Annotated in this window: 19 protein-coding genes; 6 read left to right on the top strand and 13 right to left on the bottom strand. The window is 41.5% G+C overall.

Going from position 1 to position 19,196, the window contains the following annotated elements; genetic code table 11:
- Nucleotides 1–132: 132 nt before the first annotated feature.
- The 7 genes from secA to queG form a co-directional block, all read right to left on the bottom strand.
- Nucleotides 133–2,946, bottom strand: coding sequence for a preprotein translocase subunit SecA (gene secA / locus ACE1CC_RS24580; protein ID WP_413273068.1), 2,814 nt, complete (start codon nucleotides 2,944–2,946; stop codon nucleotides 133–135).
- 484 nt (nucleotides 2,947–3,430) lie between these two features.
- Nucleotides 3,431–3,991, bottom strand: coding sequence for a diheme cytochrome C (locus ACE1CC_RS24575; protein ID WP_413273067.1), 561 nt, complete (start codon nucleotides 3,989–3,991; stop codon nucleotides 3,431–3,433).
- Between the two features lie 121 nt (nucleotides 3,992–4,112).
- Complete coding sequence (locus ACE1CC_RS24570; protein ID WP_413273066.1) at nucleotides 4,113–5,021, bottom strand: AAA family ATPase; 909 nt, start codon at nucleotides 5,019–5,021, stop codon at nucleotides 4,113–4,115.
- Nucleotides 5,022–5,118: 97 nt separating this feature from the next.
- On the bottom strand, nucleotides 5,119–6,219 hold the full coding sequence (locus tag ACE1CC_RS24565) for a bifunctional riboflavin kinase/FAD synthetase (RefSeq protein WP_413273069.1): 1,101 nt from the start codon (nucleotides 6,217–6,219) through the stop codon (nucleotides 5,119–5,121).
- A 68-nt stretch (nucleotides 6,220–6,287) separates the two neighbouring features.
- Nucleotides 6,288–7,190, bottom strand: coding sequence for an MBL fold metallo-hydrolase (locus tag ACE1CC_RS24560; RefSeq protein WP_413273065.1), 903 nt, complete (start codon nucleotides 7,188–7,190; stop codon nucleotides 6,288–6,290).
- Between the two features lie 708 nt (nucleotides 7,191–7,898).
- Entirely contained in the window at nucleotides 7,899–8,549 is a 651-nt protein-coding gene (locus ACE1CC_RS24555; RefSeq protein ID WP_413273064.1) for an HAD-IA family hydrolase, read from the bottom strand.
- Nucleotides 8,546–9,553 carry a tRNA epoxyqueuosine(34) reductase QueG gene (gene queG / locus ACE1CC_RS24550; RefSeq protein ID WP_413273063.1) on the bottom strand — a complete coding sequence of 336 codons (1,008 nt, stop codon included), beginning with the start codon at nucleotides 9,551–9,553 and terminating at the stop codon, nucleotides 8,546–8,548. The genes ACE1CC_RS24555 and queG overlap by 4 nt, the downstream gene beginning before the upstream one ends.
- A gap of 248 nt (nucleotides 9,554–9,801) precedes the next feature.
- On the opposite strand from queG, the gene ACE1CC_RS24545 reads away from it, so the two are divergent.
- The gene (locus tag ACE1CC_RS24545; RefSeq protein ID WP_413273062.1) at nucleotides 9,802–10,323 is read left to right on the top strand and encodes an orange carotenoid protein N-terminal domain-containing protein; all 522 of its coding nucleotides are present in this window, start codon (nucleotides 9,802–9,804) and stop codon (nucleotides 10,321–10,323) included.
- Nucleotides 10,324–10,439: 116 nt separating this feature from the next.
- On the top strand, nucleotides 10,440–10,874 hold the full coding sequence (locus ACE1CC_RS24540) for a ketosteroid isomerase family protein (protein WP_459563911.1): 435 nt from the start codon (nucleotides 10,440–10,442) through the stop codon (nucleotides 10,872–10,874).
- Between the two features lie 7 nt (nucleotides 10,875–10,881).
- Here the strand turns inward: ACE1CC_RS24540 and ACE1CC_RS24535 are convergent, their stop codons facing one another.
- From ACE1CC_RS24535 to ACE1CC_RS24520, 4 genes are all read right to left on the bottom strand, one after another.
- The gene (locus ACE1CC_RS24535; protein WP_413273060.1) at nucleotides 10,882–11,322 is read right to left on the bottom strand and encodes a hypothetical protein; all 441 of its coding nucleotides are present in this window, start codon (nucleotides 11,320–11,322) and stop codon (nucleotides 10,882–10,884) included.
- A gap of 289 nt (nucleotides 11,323–11,611) precedes the next feature.
- Nucleotides 11,612–12,043 (bottom strand): ATP-binding protein, encoded by a 432-nt coding sequence (locus ACE1CC_RS24530; protein ID WP_413267567.1) that lies wholly within the window; start codon nucleotides 12,041–12,043, stop codon nucleotides 11,612–11,614.
- A 3-nt stretch (nucleotides 12,044–12,046) separates the two neighbouring features.
- Nucleotides 12,047–13,726 (bottom strand): SpoIIE family protein phosphatase, encoded by a 1,680-nt coding sequence (locus ACE1CC_RS24525; RefSeq protein ID WP_413273059.1) that lies wholly within the window; start codon nucleotides 13,724–13,726, stop codon nucleotides 12,047–12,049.
- Between the two features lie 101 nt (nucleotides 13,727–13,827).
- A complete protein-coding gene (locus tag ACE1CC_RS24520; RefSeq protein WP_413273058.1) occupies nucleotides 13,828–14,559 on the bottom strand; it encodes a response regulator in 732 nt (243 codons plus the stop codon).
- Between the two features lie 751 nt (nucleotides 14,560–15,310).
- Here ACE1CC_RS24520 and ACE1CC_RS24515 point away from each other — a divergent pair.
- Both ACE1CC_RS24515 and ACE1CC_RS24510 read left to right on the top strand, forming a co-directional pair.
- Complete coding sequence (locus tag ACE1CC_RS24515; RefSeq protein WP_413273057.1) at nucleotides 15,311–15,685, top strand: response regulator; 375 nt, start codon at nucleotides 15,311–15,313, stop codon at nucleotides 15,683–15,685.
- Nucleotides 15,686–15,700: 15 nt separating this feature from the next.
- Nucleotides 15,701–16,435, top strand: a complete 735-nt coding sequence (locus tag ACE1CC_RS24510; RefSeq protein WP_413273056.1) for a sensor histidine kinase — start codon at nucleotides 15,701–15,703, stop codon at nucleotides 16,433–16,435.
- Here ACE1CC_RS24510 and rsmH read toward each other — a convergent pair.
- Entirely contained in the window at nucleotides 16,424–17,332 is a 909-nt protein-coding gene (rsmH, locus tag ACE1CC_RS24505) for a 16S rRNA (cytosine(1402)-N(4))-methyltransferase RsmH (protein ID WP_413273055.1), read from the bottom strand. The genes ACE1CC_RS24510 and rsmH overlap by 12 nt on opposite strands.
- Before the next feature lie 310 nt (nucleotides 17,333–17,642).
- On the opposite strand from rsmH, the gene ACE1CC_RS24500 reads away from it, so the two are divergent.
- Complete coding sequence (locus ACE1CC_RS24500) at nucleotides 17,643–17,942, top strand: hypothetical protein (protein WP_413273054.1); 300 nt, start codon at nucleotides 17,643–17,645, stop codon at nucleotides 17,940–17,942.
- Nucleotides 17,943–17,983: 41 nt separating this feature from the next.
- On the opposite strand, the gene ACE1CC_RS24495 is transcribed toward ACE1CC_RS24500, so the two are convergent.
- The gene (locus ACE1CC_RS24495) at nucleotides 17,984–18,562 is read right to left on the bottom strand and encodes a M48 family metallopeptidase (RefSeq protein WP_413273053.1); all 579 of its coding nucleotides are present in this window, start codon (nucleotides 18,560–18,562) and stop codon (nucleotides 17,984–17,986) included.
- A 284-nt stretch (nucleotides 18,563–18,846) separates the two neighbouring features.
- Here ACE1CC_RS24495 and ACE1CC_RS24490 point away from each other — a divergent pair.
- On the top strand, nucleotides 18,847–19,196 hold a 350-nt coding region (locus ACE1CC_RS24490; RefSeq protein WP_413273052.1), incomplete at its 3' end, for an IS607 family transposase.

Genomic DNA, 19,196 nt, shown 5'->3' with positions numbered 1-19,196 from the left:
TCATTTTTTATTTTCTCTTTCTTCGATTATTTGTTTTTTTGTTGTTTGTCCCCCTCTACATCCCAACCTACAAAAATTTCTTTTGTGGCTTTTTCGGTATTTTTTTTCGCCCAAACCCCCAACAACGTACCTTTAGACCATTTCCGATGCAGTTTCTACCTGTGATTGCCCTTGGGGTTGGAATTGGAACAAGGAGTAGACGACATCGCGACGAATAGCGGTCATCATTTCCAAGAACATTTCGTAACCTTCACTCTTGTACTCAATTAACGGGTCTTTTTGACCATAACCGCGCAGTCCAACGCTTTCCCGCAATGCGTCCATTGCTTGTAAGTGTTCCCGCCACAGAGTATCAATGCGTTGCAGGATGAAGAAACGTTCTGCTTCCCGCATCAGTCCGGGTTTAAATTGATCGATTTGCGCTTCTTTGATATCGTAGGCAATTCGCACTTGTTCGCAAAGGAAAGACTTAATTTCCCCAACCGATAGATCTTCTAATTGTTCTGGTTGTAAATCAGAAAGCAGGTAGACAAATTCCTTAACTTTGCCAACCACACTCTTGAGATCCCATTCTTCCGAAGGTAACTCTGGGTTAACGTAAGCGTCTACGATGTCTTCCATCGTTTTTTCGGCGTATCTAACCACCTGTTCCTTCAAATCTTGCCCTTCTAATACCCTCCGTCTTTCCGCATAAATTGCCCGACGTTGGTTATTCATTACTTCGTCGTACTCGAATACTTGTTTCCGAATGTCGTAGTAGTAAGTTTCGACTTTTCTTTGGGCACCTTCTAAGGAACGGGTTAACATTCCCGACTCAATGGGCATATCTTCTTCTACCCGCAAGGCGGTCATTAATCCAGCGACGCGATCGCCCCCGAAAATCCGCAATAAGTTATCCTCTAAACTGAGGAAGAACTTGGTAGAACCCGGATCTCCCTGTCTTCCCGCCCTTCCCCGCAATTGGTTGTCAATTCTGCGAGATTCGTGACGTTCTGTACCAATTACGTGCAAACCGCCTAATTGTACAACTTCTTCGTGTTCCCGTTTGGTAAAGGCTTCGTATTCTTGGCGAATGCGGTTATAAACATCGCGCAATTTTTGCACTACTAGATCGTCAGTCGGGGCTTTTTCGGAAGCGATCGCTACTTTGTCTTCTGCTTCCAATTCTGGCATACTGCGTTCCCCATATTCCTTGGCAGCCAAATCTACTGCTTCTTTCAAGGCTTTTTCCGTTTCTTTGCTAAGTTCTGTGGGGAAAATTTGCGGCGAAGCTTTCCAAGTTTTCACCTTTTTCCCAGGCGTAAAACCTATCCCACCACTGCGGTTATGTTCTGCCCCAGGCACTTGTAAAGGTGAAAAATCGTCATCTTCTTCGGGGCGAACAATTCTCGGCAATAAATATTCCCGCAATTTCAGTCTCGCCATATAATCAGCGTTACCACCCAAAATAATATCTGTGCCTCTTCCTGCCATGTTAGTGGCGATCGTCACTGCACCTCTACGTCCTGCTTGGGCGATAATTTCCGATTCCCGTTCTACGTTTTCCGGTTTTGCATTTAGCAAGTTGTGGGGAACTTCTTTCTGACGCAGTAACTTACTGAGTACTTCTGATTTTTCCACACTAGTCGTACCCACTAGCACCGGGCGACCAAGTTGGTGCATTTCCGCACATTCTTCCGCAATAGCCACCCATTTCCCATTTTCTTTCTTATAAACTACGTCAGAGAGGTCAGTACGACCTGTGGGACGGTTAGTGGGAATAATGGTAACTTCTAGCTTGTAAATCTTCTCGAATTCTGCTTCTTCAGTCTTCGCAGTCCCCGTCATTCCCCCCAATTTAGGATAAAGCAGGAACAGGTTTTGATAGGTGATAGTAGCTAAAGTTTGGGTTTCTGGTTGAATTTCTACTCGTTCTTTTGCTTCGATCGCTTGGTGTAAACCATCACTCCAACGCCGTCCGGTAAGTACTCTTCCAGTAAATTCATCAACAATTACTACTTCGTCATTGCGAACGATGTAGTTTACGTCTTTAATGAACAGTTCTTTGCCTTTAATGGCATTAAAAATGTAGTGCGCCCAAGGGTCGTTGGGGTCATAAAGGTCTCTGACTCCCAATAATCTTTCTGCTTCGGCAAAACCTTCATCCGATAAGATCACGTTACGAGCTTTTTCATCTACCTCGTAATGTTCATCCTTGTTTAATTGGGCTGCTATTTCGGAAGCGCGGATATATTTTTGACCGGGACGTTCTACTTGACCGGAAATAATTAAAGGAGTCCTGGCTTCATCAATTAAAATCGAGTCAACTTCGTCAATGATGCAGTAATTAAAGGGACGTTGCACGACTTCTGACATGGCAACCGCCATATTATCGCGCAGGTAGTCGAACCCAATTTCGCTGTTTGTCGCGTAAGTAATGTCGCAGGCGTAATTTTTTTGTCGTTCTGCGGGTGTCATCCCTTGTTGGATTAATCCTACTGTTAATCCTAAGAAGCGATGAATTTGTCCCATCCATTCTGCGTCCCGACGGGCGAGGTAATCGTTAACAGTTACGACGTGAACGCCTTTGCCAGAAATCGCATTCAGGTAAGAAGGTAGTGTAGCAACTAAGGTTTTTCCTTCACCTGTTTTCATTTCGGCAATTTGTCCGGTGTGCAGGATAATTCCACCGAGTAATTGAACGTCAAAATGGCGCATTCCCAATACGCGCCGACCTGCTTCTCGCACTACAGCAAAAGCTTCCGGGAGAATTTCATCTAGTAATTCTTTTTCATGTGCCAGGGTTTTAGCGGCTTTGAGTTTCTGTCTAAATTCCGCTGTTTTACCCCTTAATTCTTGATCTGAAAGGGTTTTAATTTCTTCTTCCAGTAAGTTTATTTCGGTAATGTAAGGTTGGTATTTTTTTAGCTTACGAGCATTGGGATCGCCTAACAGAGTTTTTAACATGGCAGTAGCTTAAATGTTGTTAGTTGTTTAGTGCAATGATTCGGAGATAAAAATTTGTTAGCTTTTACTAATTATTTTTATATGGTAAATGTTCACCTCTAATGTCGCTTAAATATTCATTAAATTTTAGAAACAATGAAAAAAATATTTTGGCATTATTGAAGCAAGAGTAAGTGCAACAATCCATTCTTTTTGCCTTTGACCTTTTAACTTTCGATCGGACATACTTCGGGACAGTGCCAGTATAGCGTTCAATGGCTAGTAACAGCTGAGTGACGATCGCATTGGCGTAGCCTGTGCGTCAGCACCTATCGCTCCCCTCTGAGCCGCTTCTGACTGGCAAAATTTTAATCTATCTTAATAATATTATCATTTTCTGGCAGAAGGCTCCAAGGCAGAAGAGGTCGGGAGGTAGGGGGGTGGGGGGAGTAGAAGAGGTAGTTGGATTATTCCCCCCATCCCCCCATCTCCCCATCCCCCTGCACTACTGTTGCCACTCAGCAGAAAGGCTGCGAAAATTGTACTTATTTGCGCCGGGATGACAGGTGATACAACTAGCCATTGGGAGAGATTGGGGAAGTTTGACTTGGGGATGTAATGCTTTAAAATAGCGGGATTGGGCGATGCGGTAGGGGGTTCGTTCTTCGTATTGCGATCGCACACGGGAAAAAGTCCGCAAGTATTCCCAAACTAGTAAGCGCTGTGGATCGATCAACGGTTTGATTTGTGTTCCATAATGTTGAGCATCTTGAATTAAATCTGCCCAAGTTTCTGTAGGTAAAACTGCTGGTGGTACTCCGATATGACAGGTAGCACAATTTTCTAAGTAAAGTTCTTGTCCAAGTCGGTAGCGTTGGGGAATCACATCTACAGTTCCCACTGATGGAGTATTAGTTACAGGTTGACTTTGTACAGGTTGAGGTGGAGACAATAAAGTTAAACCCCAAGCTAGGATGCTACTCCATAATAGGAGCAATAGGAATAATCCGAGCGATCGTCGTCTTTGTTTTAGTTTGTGAGTTTTTGACCGGACAGGGTTGGTCATTCGATTTTCGATTTTCGATTTTCGATTTTCGATTTTAGATTTGACCCAAAATCAAAGGTCAAAACTTTTTTATCTCCTTAACTTCAGTCAGGAGATTCAATCAACAATTATGAACAGGATGCTAAGGAATAGCAACTTCTTTTAACAATCGCTCTATTATAGTATTGGCTCGTCGTCCTCCTGAAGGAATTAGGCGATGGGAAAGTACGTAAGGTGCTAAAAACTTCACATCATCGGGGATAGCGTAATCTCTACCTAAGAGAAAGGCTAACGCTTGAGTGGCTTTTTGTAAAGCGACTGCACCACGCGGACTTGCACCAAGGGTAATTTCTTCATGTTCTCTAGTGGCACGAACCAAGGTAATAATATACTGTTGCAGAGAAGTTTCTAATTTGATGTTGCTACACAAACGGCGTAACTCTAAAACTTCTGCTAAAGAAATGCAAGGTTGTAATTCTTCAACGGTAATTCCTCCCTTAATCCTTTGTAGCATTTGCAGTTCTTCTGCTTCGGAAGGATAACCGAGAGAAAGGGATATGGTAAAACGATCCATTTGCGCTTCTGGCAAAGGAAATGTACCTTGATATTCGATCGGGTTTTGTGTCGCAATCACAAAAAAGGGATGGGGTACTTGTCGCGATACCCCATCTACCGTTACCTGTCGTTCTTCCATTACTTCTAACAACGCCGACTGAGTGCGGGGGGTGGCGCGGTTAATCTCGTCTGCTAACACCACGTTAGCAAATACTGGCCCTGGTAAAAATTCAAATTCGGCGTTGCTTTGATTCCAAATATTTGTTCCGGTAATATCGCTAGGGAGTAAATCTGGAGTACACTGAATTCTTTGGAACTTGCCATCGATCGATCGAGCTAGAGATTTGGCGAGTAAAGTTTTGCCTACCCCTGGTACGTCTTCTAGCAAGGCGTGCCCACCAGCTAACAATGCTACCAATACTAAACGGATGGCTTCAGTTTTGCCCACCAGGGTTAAACCCAGGTTTTCAGTTAGCCGCTCAATACCTGTTCTCATATTTTAAGGTAAAAGGTAAATGGTAAAGAGTAAAGAAATCTCTATCCTAGTTTTCCCATTTCCCAGTTCCTAATCTCCATCAACCATCACCTTTTAGTTAACTCAAAACTGACCTCGCTTGTAAACAATCAGCTGTAATCTGTTGTTTGAGTCCTTCGAGGGAGGCGAATTTCTGTTCTGGGCGGAGGAATTTTTCTAAACTAACTGTTAAAGTTTTACCGTATAGATCTCCCGTCCAGTCTAACAAATGAACTTCTACAGTTGGATTGATACCATTAACGGTAGGGCGATGACCGATATTCATCACTCCTTTTATGGGAGTAATAATCGGTGAATTTTCCTCTATTACTGTGTTTGGTGTTGTGTTTGTTTTAGAAGCAGTTTCCGTTTGTTTAGCTTTATCGATCGATACTCGCACGGCATAAACTCCGAAACGAGGTAAAAACTTGTTGGCGGGTAATTCTAGGTTAGCAGTAGGAAATCCGATCGTTCTCCCTAACTGCTGACCTTGGATCACACAACCGATTAAAGTATAAGGTCTTCCCAATAATTGATTTGCCCGTTCAATTTCTCCTTCTAAGAGAGATTGACGGATAGCTGAACTACTAATTCTTTCCCCTTCGTTGTTTTGAATAGGCACGATCGCTACTTCTACGCCATATTTGGCGGCAATTTTTTGTAAGTCTGCTGAAGTTCCTGAACGTCCGCTTCCGAAGCAAAAATCTTGCCCTACACTAATCCATCTAGCTTTTAGCTGTCGGACTAATATGTGTTCGACAAACTCTTGAGGGCTTAAATCTGCCATTTCCCGATCGAACGGTAGTAAAACTAATTGTTCTACTCCCAATGCGGTCAATAATTCTACTTTTTCATCTAACGGCGTTAGCAAAGCACGAGGCTGCCCGGTAAAAAACTCTCGCGGATGAGGATTAAAAGTGACAACGGTAGGTAATGGGCGATCGCTGGCACTAATTCGATAATCACTTTCCCAGCAATCTTGCTCTTTATCTATTAATAATCCGTTGTCTAATCGCCGACCCCCTTGAGTTGATACTGCTGGACTCCGTACATCCGAACTATGTAACACTGGCAATACAGGTTTAACTACATCTTTATGCCCTTGGTGAACGCCGTCGAAATTTCCCAGGGCAACAGCAGTTGGAGTTAAAGCCGTAGTTAGCGATGAGGTAACCCACACGCAAAACATTTTGACACAAATTGGACAAGTTTCATCTTTGGGAGTAAATCACCCTGGTCTTCATAATTTTATACTGACATTTTGATGTCTTCTAAGTTTTCTGGTTGGGGTACTGGTACTGGGAGTTGAATGGACATTCCTTCCCGTGCCATAATTGTGTTCGGAAATACTTTCGCTGCCTGTTCTCCAACTAAATCCAGGTAGTCATCATCATGTAAGGGATCGTGATGAAAAATTACCAGTTTTTCCACATTAGCCGCTTGAGCAATTTTAATGGCTTCTTGCCAAGTGGAGTGTCCCCAACCAACTTTGCTAGTCCGGGGAGAATGGTATTCTTCGTCGGTGTAGGTAGCATCGTAGATTAGTACGTTGGCATTGCGTGCCAAATAGATCACATTTTCATCCAAGCGATCGGGATAATGCTCTGTATCAGTCACATAAGCAGCCGAACAACCGCGCCAGTTAATTCTATAACCTACTGCTTCTCCTGGATGATTTAATAGTGCCGTTTCCAATTTAATATTATGCTCTTCTAGCTCGATGAAATCTCCTGGCTTAAAGTCAAAGAATTTCAACTGAGCCCCCATGATTTGCAATGGCACGGGGAAGTTAGGATGAAGCATTTGATCGTGCAGCCGTTGCTCGATCGTGGCACCGTTGGGCGCAATTGCTCCATATATATTGAAGCGATTTCCTTTGATAAAAGCAGGTGTAAAAAAGGGAAATCCTTGGATATGATCCCAGTGGGAGTGGGTGAAAAATAGGTAAGCTTCTAAAGGCATTTGAGACAGGAGAGTTTGTCCCAAAACACGCAGCCCCGTACCACCATCAAAAATCAGGTGTTTGCCACCTACCTGCATTTGGATACAAGGTGTATTGCCACCGTAACGTACCGTGTGTGGGCCAGGACAGGGTATGCTACCTCTAACGCCCCAGAAGTTAATTAAAAATTGGTTTTGCATCACAGACATGGGTGTTGCTCGCTTTTCTTCCTCAAGCAGTCCCTGGTTATGGTTTTACATCTTTGCGGATGGCTTTGTACAATCATACCCTAGTAATCTCAAAAGGTAATTTGCACTACTCCATCAATTTCACTTTATGTTAACCTTCACCAGGAAAACCAGCTTAAATGCTGGGGTTTATTTTCACAGGATGCAGCAAAATAATTTTGGTCAGCTTAGCAGCAAAGGCAGCATTACTGAGGCAATTGATTCCCATAGGTTTTCGCTTTGGTTACTCAACTGCTAGTGAGGTTACTACTTTTTAGCTTAATCTGAAATCAAGTTTCTCATCTGTGCTGCCAAATTGGTTTAGTACAGGGGCATCCAAGTATCACCTCAGAATTAACAATATAGCTGCTTCTGGTGGTAACAGTGAATTTTTATACTCACTTCCACTGTTTGCTGAGTCTATCTTCAGTTTACCTAAAGATGATTACCTGTGAGTGTGATATCAAGCACTAGTTGCCATACTTTAGAAACTTCTATCATAAAATTTTACCGCAGATATTTTTGGGCAATTTGCCGAAAAATTCAGCCCCAAAGGGTCAATTTCATATCCTAAGCGTGCGTTAGTAAAGGGATCAGTGATCTAAAGCACTGAAATATTGTTATTTTTCTAGATAGCTTGGTTCGATCGTGTGTTTAGCTTATCCATTCCCTAGAGTGTTGTTTTACCGTTTAAGATGGGGGAGCTTGCAAAAGTTTAATCACTTCTATTAATTGCTGGGGATGTTCGATTAAAAAATCAGGTTTTTGTTGCTTGAGGATGTTTCCAGAGTTAAATCCCCAACTAACTGCAATTACTTTAATATTACTTTTTTTTGCTGCTTCTATATCCCTAGTTTCATCCCCGACATAGACAATTTCTCCTGGTTGAAAATTAGCTTGGCGCAAGAAGTTGTTAATTACCCGACTTTTACCAAATATTCTAGTCCCACAATAAATAAAATCAAACAAATCTAATAAACCATTGTGTTGCAAAAATACTTCCACGTTTTCTCGATCGTTAGATGTAATAATTCCGAGTTTATTACCTTGCTTTTTTAATTCAAATAAGGCGGGTTTCATTCCCTCCACAGGAGATAATGTATGAATTGTACTGTTTAATTGGGCTATAACTTTTCGGAGGATAAAAGGTAATTTATAAATTGCCACACCAGATCTTTGAATAATTTCTCTAGTGGTCAAATCTTTGATTTTAGGGATATCTTCACGAGTAGCAGGTAAATAACCGAATTCTGGGGCTAAACTATTGCTAATTGTCACTAAGGCATCAAAAGTATCGGCAACTGTGCCATCAAAATCAAAAATAACTACTTTTATAGTCATAGCTTGATAAATTTATAAGGAAAGCTCCGCTCTTGATGCAAATATTCTAAGTTAGTCCGGGCATTTCGTCGCCACATTTCTGGTTTAATTCTTCGTAGTGCGGAGGCGGGAAATTTTTTTTCCCACTCTCGATCGGACATTTGGGCTAATTCTTCTAGGGTAGGGTCAACATTTCCTGGGTAGGGTTGAAATTCTACAACGTCTGTTTCTTGGGCAAATCTTTGATTCCAAGGGCAAACATCTTGACAGATATCACAACCTGCTACCCAATTGTTAAGATGGGGTGCGATCGCATCAGGTAAATTCTCGCTACGGTTTTCGATCGTATGATAAGCAATACAGCGGTTAGCATCTACGACAAAAGTTTGGAGATGGCTAAAGTCTGCATCAGCCGCTGGACGAATCGCATTAGTTGGACAAGCCGTAATACAGCGAGTACAAGTACCACAGTGATGCGTATGCGGGGTATCTGGAACTAAATTTAAGTTAGTCAAAACTTCGCCTAAAAATACCCAAGATCCATATTTCCTAGTAATCACATTCGTATTTTTAGCAATCCAGCCAATTCCCGCCCGCTGCGCCCAAACTTTATCCTGAATTGGGCCAGTATCAGCATAATAACGTGCTAAAATTCCTTCTCCTTGCTGCTCTAACCAATTACTCAGCACTTTTAATTTTTTGTGCATAATTTTGTGATAATCCCGTCCCCAGCCATAGCGGGAGATTTTAGCGTACTCTTTACCCTCTGGACGTTGAGCGGGTGTGTAATAGTTTAGCGCCACACAAATCACTGACTGAACTTCAGGCATCAATAAGCGAATATTTTCCCGCTTTGGATTTGCCATCCACTGCATATCCGCTTGATAACCATTCGCCAACCATTGCTGCAACCTTTGAGTTTCGGATTCACCCTCTGCGTCCACAGATGCTACCCCGACTTGATGAAATCCTAACTCAGAGGCTTTTTGCTTCACCTGAGCGCTATCAATTATTGCACTTACCACAATTTCTCGGAATTTTAAGCGAACACTAAGGGTAACAACTGCCAGCCTGTTTCGTCAACAGTCCAGTATACATATAGAAAATTTATATATGATAACAACCTTAAATATATAAGTTGTTACTTAACTCAAGTATTTGTAATATTTATTTGCAATTTGTAAAATTATGTTGCACTATAGAAGTCAAGGAGTACGAGATTCAAGAAGCCTATCGGCTGTACCAGTAATTATCAAGAATCTCTTTAGCAGATATGACTTTTACAGCAGACTTAGCTTCAACTAACTTCTCTAATGCTTTCGCTTCCAGCAATCAGCTTGCTAATGCTGTACCTGCAACTACTGCATTATTCAAGCGTCTGAACATTGATGACCAATTGGCTGTATTGTGGTATGTCTATACAGAATGTGGTCGTTCCATTACTCCTGCCGCCCCTGGAGCAGCACGCTTACAGTTAGCTGAAGGACTGTTGAATCAAATTAAGCAAATGTCTCATGCCCAGCAGCTAGAAGTAATGCGTGATTTAGCTGCGAAGCGGAACAGTCAAATTAGCCGTTCTTACGGTATTTTTAGCCCCAACACTAAGTTAGCATTCTGGTATCAGTTAGCAGAATGGATGGTACAAGGTTTTGTTGTGCCCATGCCACCAGGCTATCAGCTGTCTCGTGATGGTGAAAAGGTTTTAGAAGCGATTAAGCAGCTGGACTTTGGTCAACAAATCACTGTTCTGCGTAACACTGTAATCGATATGGGTGTCGATCCATTAGCAGACTAATCGAATACTGCTAACTGAGCAGTCATTTAAATTTCCCTCTTGAGGAGCAGGTATTTGGGCCTGCTTCTCTGTTTAAGTTGGTTTTATGTTTAACAATACTTGCCCAAAGATGAGGAATGAAAATGCAGACTGTTGATGCTACACCTGTTGTTTTAGATGAGCAAACTGATTTGGTTATTGAGGGAATAACAGGGAATACGATATTAAAGTATTTTCAGACGCTAAATGCAGGTGATTTTTCGGCAACAGCGGCTTTGTTTGCTGTTGATGGAGCACTAAATCCTCCTTTTGAGTCACCAGTTGTAGGACATGATGCGATCGCAACTTATTTACAACAAGAAGCAACCGGAATGCAGCTTCTACCCAAAGAAGGTACTGCCCAAAAAACCGAAGATGGTGACACTCAAATTCAGGTGAAGGGAAAAGTTAAGACACCTTTATTTAGTGTGAATGTGGGTTGGATATTTTTATTAAATGCTCAACAGGAAATTGCTGCTGCGACGATTAAGCTGCTAGCTTCTCCTCAAGAGTTATTAAGTTTGCGTCGTTAAGCTGCATTTAAGCGACGGAAACTGCTGGTTGTTGCAGGGAACGGAACAGCATCCGACGACCTAAATCAACGTCTTTTTCAGAACATTGCCAGTCTGGATGGGCTGTTCTGAGTAAGCTTTCTAATGTTTCTTGATCGAATAGGTGCCAGACTGGGGCGCTGTTGTATTCTGTGGCGATCGCAAAGCAATTTTCGCTAATACAGATAATATTCACGCTTTGGGAAACGCGCACTAACTCCATTTGTTCTCCTGGTTGTAGCCCCCGAAATTGGCGCATAACTTGCTTCCACTCAGTCACAGAAGATACAGTCAATCCAGGAATTGACACTGTGAAAGCAGTTTCGCCATTAATACTAATCCAGTAATGACGGGCGGGATCGATACCTAAAAGCCACTGAGATTCATCATCTAGACGATAACGGGGGCAAAGGAGAAACAGCTGAGTCATGACAGTAGGTTAATCTTACAAAACTTCAATTTGTGCAAAAACCTTCAGGGTAAGGAGGTCTAAGGCTTTTGCGAATCTTTTATGAATCTTAAGGTTTGTTGCTCTAAACGTGAATACCTTTGCAACAAAAATTAGCAAAAGTTATATAACCTATTAAATACACTCACTTTTTAATGAAGTTTTGTAAAGTTACTTCGCCTGTTTTTGGCACCCTGAATGGAGAGCGGCTCGATCTAGGAAAGGGAAGCGCTCTTTTGTGAACTGGCTGATTGGGGATTGTGGTTTGATTTCAGTTATCTTTAGTTTTACTGGGTAGACTAGCTTCTAACTTAAGACAGTTGCGACCATTTACTTGTAAACGGTACTCTACTCTATCCATTAATCGATTCATAATTAGCCAACCATAACCGCTTTCTTGTTTATCTTCTGGGCTAGGTGGTAAATAAGTAGATATATCGTAGCCTTTGCCATGATCCCAAATTTCCAGAGCCAGATCTCGCTCTTGGAGTTCTAAGCGAATGAGGATGGGTAAATTAGGCTGGTCTTTGTGAGCATGGCGGACTACGTTAGAATATGCTTCTACCAGAGCTAAACGTAGGCGATTAGATTGACGCGGCCAATCAACCGAGTCTCCTAGTTCTACTTCTAAACACCCAAGTAACCAGCTTTCAACTATAGTCAAAAATTTCAGGTCACTGGGGATATGTAACTCCGTTCTCATTGATTACAGAACCTCCAAAGAAAGTATGGTTTGGTCGTCTTCTTGTACTTGATTTTGTCCGCGAATGCGATCGAGTAAGCGGGTCAAATCCAATGGATTAGCCTCTTGGGTGAGTAAAGTCCATAAACCTTCTTGTTTCAGCATAAACCGCTGGCTCGGATCGCTACCATTGCCACTGCCTGGGGTGAGGTCTTCTTGGGTGACGGTAGCTTCGGTGATGCCATCGCTTGCTAACAGAAGTGCTTCCCCTGGTTTGAGTTGTAATTCGCCAGCAGTTCCTCTCCATACTGGTAGTATGCCCAAAGGAACGCCTCTGGCTTTAAGGAAGTTAGGTTGAACTCCATCTATTTTTTTGGCTACGTCTTTGTATGACCAAACCAAGGGATAAATATGACCAGCGTTAGCATAAACTAATTCACCAGTCGAGGCGGTGTAACGTGCCAGAACCATTGTAATGAAGCAGTTATTCCCGATCAGGTCTTCGGAAAGGCTGCTGTTAAGATTCTGCATGAGAACGTGAGGAGTGGGAGGATTTTCTTGGGAAAGTTCTCTTCGCATGACTGAGATGGCGCTTGCCATAAACAATGCTGCGGGGACACCTTTCCCGGAAACATCTCCGACTGCTAACCAAATGTCTCCTTTGGGATGAACAAAAACTTCAAAGAAATCGCCTCCGACTTCTCTAGCTGGGAAGCAACAAGCTTGGATTCTGATTCCTTCTAAATCGGGCCAACTTTGGCGGAGCAGGTTATTTTGAATTTGCCGAGCTACTTCGAGTTCGGCTCGCATTTGCTGTGCTTGTTCTTGGGTGCGTTGGTAAAGTTTGGCTTGGGAAAGTGCTAGTGCTGCTTGCTCGGAGACACTTTCGATTAGTTGTACGTCTTCGGATGACCAAGTTTCCCGGTTGCTTTGGTGATACAGGCACAGGACGGCGAGTAGTTCCTGCTGACAGATTAAGGGAATGATTAGCTGTGTTGATTGTTTGCCTTCGTTGTCGTTGCTTTGAATGGTTTTTGGTTGTTGGGTTTCTAGGACTGTTTGTAAGCCAGCAGGGTCGATCGCCAGTTCGATATCGATTCCAGCGGCATGATAAGAAAAGGACTCTGATAGTAAGCGTAAGCCTTCCACTGGTCGCAGTAAACAAGCAGCTGTTCCAAAGGTTTGACCGATGGTTTCTACAATTTTTTGCAGCATACTGCGATAGTCCAAAGATTCCCGAATCGCACTAGTTACAGCATTAAATATAGTTTCTCGCTGTAAGGCGCGGCGTAGTTCATCAGTCCGACGCTTCAGGACTCCGTAAGTCTCTGAAGCTTGTTGAACTACGGCTTTTAATTCGGTAGGATTCCAAGGTTTGGTGATGTATTTAAAGACTTGACCTGAGTTAATTGCTTCTACTAGGTCTTCTACATCTGTGTATCCTGTAAGCAGGATACGAATTGTGTCTGGAAAGCGTTCTACTGTCCGACCTAAAAATTCTGTTCCGTTCATTTGGGGCATTCTCTGGTCGGAGATAATTACCGCCATTTCGCCTTCTTTGTCGAGTACTTCTAGGGCACTTGGCCCACTTTCGGCTTTGTATACTTGAAATTCACGCCGAAAAGTTCTGTACAGCAAATCGAGGTTATCAGGCTCGTCATCTACTACCATGAGTTTGAGTTTGCTGCCGTCTCCCCGACTCATCTATTACTCCACTTCCAAGTCATAATAATTGGGAATTTTGAATTCTAAATTCTATAATTCCCAATTCGAGAATTTAAAATTCAAAATTCGTGGTTTCTGTTTTACCCTACTAATCCAGAGCGTAGGGCTCGCACAGCCGCTTGAGTACGGTCATCAGCACAGAGTTTGTTTAAAATGTTACGGACGTGAGTCTTCACTGTTCCGACGGTGATGTACAGTTTTTCTGCGATCTGCGCGTTGCTGAAACCTTCCACAATCAGTTGTAGCACTTCCAATTCCCTTTCGGTTAAGGGATATGCTTCCAGCATATTGGTATATTCTGGCTCTGTGGCTTGGATGGCTACGGTTTTGGAACTGACTGGAGGAATTTGAGCGGTTGTGGAGCCTGGTTCTATAGGTTGCCTGGTTTGACTGAGTACAATTTTGGCGATCGCCGGATCGATCCAAGAGTTGCCTTCTTGTGTTACCTGCAATGCTTCTAGTAAGCGATCGAAGCTAATGTCTTTCATGCAGTATGAGTCTGCACCAGCAGCAAAAGCTGCCATTACCGCTTCTTCGTTATCTTGCAAGGTCAATATTAAGACTTTTGGAACTGGGTTGTTTTCGTCTTGAGTCTCTTTTAACTTTTTCGTCAACTCAATGCCGTCTATATCTGGCAATCCAATATCAACTATGGCAATATCTGGTTGAGATCTCTGTAATAAGTTTAGTCCCTCAGTACCATTAGCAGCTTCACCTACAACTTCAATTTCCTGCCGTTGTTGTAAGGCTGTCTTAATCCCCACACGAGTGAGGTCATGATCTTCAATGAGGGCAACGCGAATTTTTTTCATTGTCAACGTTCCCAATAATTTATGAGTTTTACTTGTGCCACACTAGTTTACAAATGTTTCCAGGGGTTTAGTTAAATTACACCCCTTGGCAGGAGAGATATTTTCCTCAATCTCGATAGATTCAAAGTAATAGAGTAGTTAATTAGCATTCTTCAAGTTTTGCTTAAAAAACTCAGATGTGAAACTAATACCAAGGAGGGTTTTAATTTGACCTGTTTGATACTGTTTGGATTACGAGACGATCGTAATGCTTGCTCCACTAGTTCTTGAGTATGGGTGCTCTACTCCTGTAATTGAGTGAATTCCAATGATTCAAGGGTTTTTGGCTAGTAGATGCAAGTAAGGGCTGACTGGGATATTACACTATTAATGGCAGAAATACCTTCTATATTCTGAGTTCTCATCTCCACAAGTCAACTTTAATTAGTTGCTAACGCTTATTCAGTATACCTGGTAAGGGCTAGGAGAATAAGTGGGAGTGAGATTGTCCTATAGGGTAATTCAAGAGAAAAATTTTTTGTTAACCCGCATAGCGTTGTTATAGCTCCAGATGGGGTCAATCTTGATTTTCCTGCTGGCAGTTAATTAATCCCATAAGCTGCGATTTTTCCCAAATATTAGCATTTTTCGGTTGCCAGTTGTGGGTTGTTGGTGTTATGTGCCAAATTTTCTCATGGAGGGGCTGGGATAACCACTATGAATTGTATTTAAAAGAACTTTAATTACATCTGTCAACAAATTTTTAATAATCATGGCAAAAAATTTTCTAGTCTTAGTGGTCGATGATGACACAGTAGAGCGCAGGGCAGTTTGTCAGTGTCTCCGGGATACTGATGAGTTACTAGAGCTTTATGAAGCGTCTGACTTTGCTGAGGCTTTAGTAATTTTACAAGCACAAAAGTTAGATTGTGTGTTTTTAGATGAGAGTTTACTAGATGCTCAAGGTTTAGGGTTATTGGAGAGGTTATCTGCTGTAGATGTGCGGGTGCCAATTGTGGTGTTAACTAATGAGGAGGATGAAGCAACTTTTGAGCAATTGTTAAGAATGGGAGTATCTGATTATGTAAGTAAAGCTAAGATGTCGGCGTTGCTTCAAAGTAATTTGGCACATTTAATGCGACTTTAGCGGGCTAAAAAAAGATTGTTGTTAGAATATGAGTCGGCAAAGGACGATCGCTTAAAAAGTTGGGATAATTTATCGGTAGACTTGGGGGAGGAAAGCGACCCTCAATTTAAGATAACTGAAAAGTTGCCAAGAGCGATCGCTATTTTACGTCAACAGCAACAGCAGTTAATGACTCTGCAACGTTTAACAAATCTCCTTATCCTCGACCTTTCCAAAATTGAAGCAGGTAGATTGGATTTACAACGACAACAATTCAACTTGGAATCTTTGGTTAGGGAAGCTACAGAAGAAGTGCGTTTTTTGGCAGAGGAAAAGCATATAGATTTACAATTAATGATTAATTTGAGTAATCCGATAATTATTAATGATAGCCATCGCTTAAAGCAAGTTTTTATGAATTTACTATCAAATGCGGTTAAGTTTACTTCTTTTGGTAAAGTAGAAGTGGAAGTATTTGAAATTAATCCGCTGGGATTAGCTATCCGTGTGATAGATACGGGAATTGGAATTGCTGAGGAACATTTAAAAAATATTTTTCAGGAGTTTTGGCAAGTAGATCAAAGTTTTACCAAAACCCATTATGGCACTGGTTTAGGTTTGGCGATTATTAAATCTTTGGTGGAACTAATGAAGGGAAAGGTGTATGTGACAAGTGAATTGGGAAAAGGTTCCTGTTTCCAAGTAGAAATTCCTCGTCATATACCGCCGCTTAATTACACAAGCAATTGTGGTAGAAGGTTACTCAAATGATTTGATTTTTTCTGCTATTCTGAGTTTGGCAGAACGCGATCGCGAATTCTGCTCTATCTCTGATTCTTGGGGTATAATTGGTTTTTTGGTAATCACTTGCAAAGTCGGTGATTCTTTGAAAGAATGTTTCACTAACCTATCTTCTAGACTGTGAAAACTAATAATCCCAATTCTTCCCCCTCCTTTTAACCAATTGGGTGCTGTTTTCAGGAAAGTTTCTAAAGATGCTAATTCTTGATTGACGACTATTCGTAATGCTTGAAATACGCGAGTTGCTGGGTGAATTCTGCCATAACGGTAGGAACGGGGAACGCTATGAAATATTTCGTTTGCTAATTCGGTGGTAGTTTTAAATGGTCGCTTTTCGACTATTTGTTTAGCTATTCGACGCGACAATCTTTCTTCGCCATACTTATAAAAAATATCTGCTAATTCTGCTTCTTCCCACTCGTTAATAATGTCAGCGGCGGTTAAGTTTTCTCTTTGATCCATTCGCATATCTAATTCTGCTTCTTGGCGAAAACTAAAACCTCTAGAACCTGTATCTAAATGAAAGGAACTAACGCCTAAGTCAGCAATTATGCCATCAAATTTTAAATCTTGTGGTTGATATGTAGCAAAATTACCATGCCAAAAGGTAATGCGATCCGTATATTCAGCTAATTTATTTTTAGCAGCATTAATAGCTTCTGCATCGCGATCGATCGCTATTACTTGAGTATCTGATGCAGCTTCTAAAATTAACCGAGTATGTCCACCACCACCTACTGTTGCGTCAAGATAAATTCCACCGGGACGAATTGCTAACCCAGAGATTAATTCATCTGCTAAAACTGAAATATGGACAAAGTTAGCTTGTTTTTCCTGATTTTTGGTGTTGGGGTCGATCGCATCCATAGCTAAAAATAATTAAATGATTATAAATAAATTTTAGACTATTTTCTGTATGTAAGAGCCGTTCGCGGATTGGATATAATTTAAATTATACTTAATTTTTACCTACTACAATTTACTGGATTTACATTACTTAAAAAAAGCTAGACATCACAGAATTACTAAGAATATGATGGTAAACAAATAACCAAACTTCCGTTAGTCAAGTTTGGGTTAATAGCTATTTAAAAGTGGTGCTTCTTGAGGAAGAAGAAAGCTAGGGTTACTTGTTTTTAAGTGGATTTTTTTCACTCAGTTTATTAAGGAGAAATTGATGAATTTAAATAGATTGATTACAGGAGTAGCGATCGCTGGATTAGCGGTACTTACTGCTACTCCGACAGTTCCTTCCTTTGCTGGAGATCGGGTATCTAGTCAAACACAAACCCAGCAATATGCACAGCGTCGAGATGATTGGGATAGAGATAGGGACGATCGGTGGCGCGATCGCGATCGTCGTCGTGTCTGCTACTATGAACGTCGTGGTAGACGAGTTTTTTATTGCTGCCGTGAGAGAGTTTGGAACGGACGCTTTTTTGATGTACGGACTTCCTGCCGACCTGTAAGAAGGTAAAATATTGTTAATTAAAGTTGAGGTTCAGGTAAAACCGAGTTTTATTTGTCTAAAATAACTCGGTTTTTTGGCAATCTAATGATAAATAACCAAGGATGGCGCAACTGATAAATCCAACCTGAAAAACGGCTATGATTTCCCGACAAATGTCCTAATTCATGAGCAAGAATAGCCCGAAATTGTTGCGGCGAAAGTGACTGCATTAAGGGCAATCCTAAAAATAGGTAATTTCGCGTCCAACCGACAAACAAAATGCCAAATCGGGGAACTTGTAAGACTCCGGCATTTAGTTGGGTGTCTAAGAGAATGTGGTGAAATTTGGGGGTTTTTAAGGCTGCGGTTAGTTGAGCAATTACAGCAAATAGTTTTGGTGCTTCTTGGCGGGTGAGTTCTACTCCTTTGGGGGTGGCAAATCCGGCGTATAATAGTTGGGCGATCGCTAACACCAATAAAAAAGAGATCTCTTTTAAGCCGAGAAACCAAAAAATTGTACATAGCAGGGCAAATACTAAGAAAATGTAGCCGAAGCCTAATGCAGCTAGTAAGTTGTAGCCGGAAGGGTTAACACGGGCGTATTTTTCTAGTTTTTGAATTAAAGAGTCAAATTCTTGATGATTCATTCGGTTTTAGATTTTGGGTTATTCCAGTTAATTTATTGCTTTTTTTGAACCACGAAGACACGAAGGACACAAAGGAAGAGAAAGAAGAAAAAGAAAAGATAGGATAGGGATTTGGTATAACTGAGATCTTGCAGTAATGGAGGTTCTACCTCCTTTCACCTCGTTCCCCGGTTCAACCGGGGAACGAGAAACTCCAGGCTCCGCCTCTGGAGTGCAAGAGCTCAGTATTATAAAACTTCTCTCATTATATAAACAAATATAATCAGGCATAGTATCATATAACAATGAAGCTATCAGACTATGCTAAGCACTTAGGGATCTCATACCAAACAGCTTGGCGATGGTGGAAGTCTAACAAACTTCCACACCCAGCTAAACAAACCAAAACTGGAACTGTCATTGTTGATTTCAAGCCAGAATTAGAATCTTTAGTTCAAGATAACAAAGTAGTTATTTATGCTAGAGTTTCTTCTTCTGAGAATAAAGATAACCTTGATAGACAAGCGGAAAGATTAATTCAATATGCTACTGTTAAAGGCTATCAAATAGTTAGAGTTGTTAAAGAAAAAGGGAGTGGTTTAAATGACAAACGGAGGAAACTAGAAGACCTACTCAAAGAAGAAGATTACAATAT

The organism is Floridaenema aerugineum BLCC-F46 (assembly GCF_041929345.1).
Lineage (GTDB): Bacteria > Cyanobacteriota > Cyanobacteriia > Cyanobacteriales > Aerosakkonemataceae > Floridanema > Floridanema aerugineum.
Note: the sequence above shows the minus strand (reverse complement) of the source record. Positions and strands in the feature narration are given on the sequence as shown.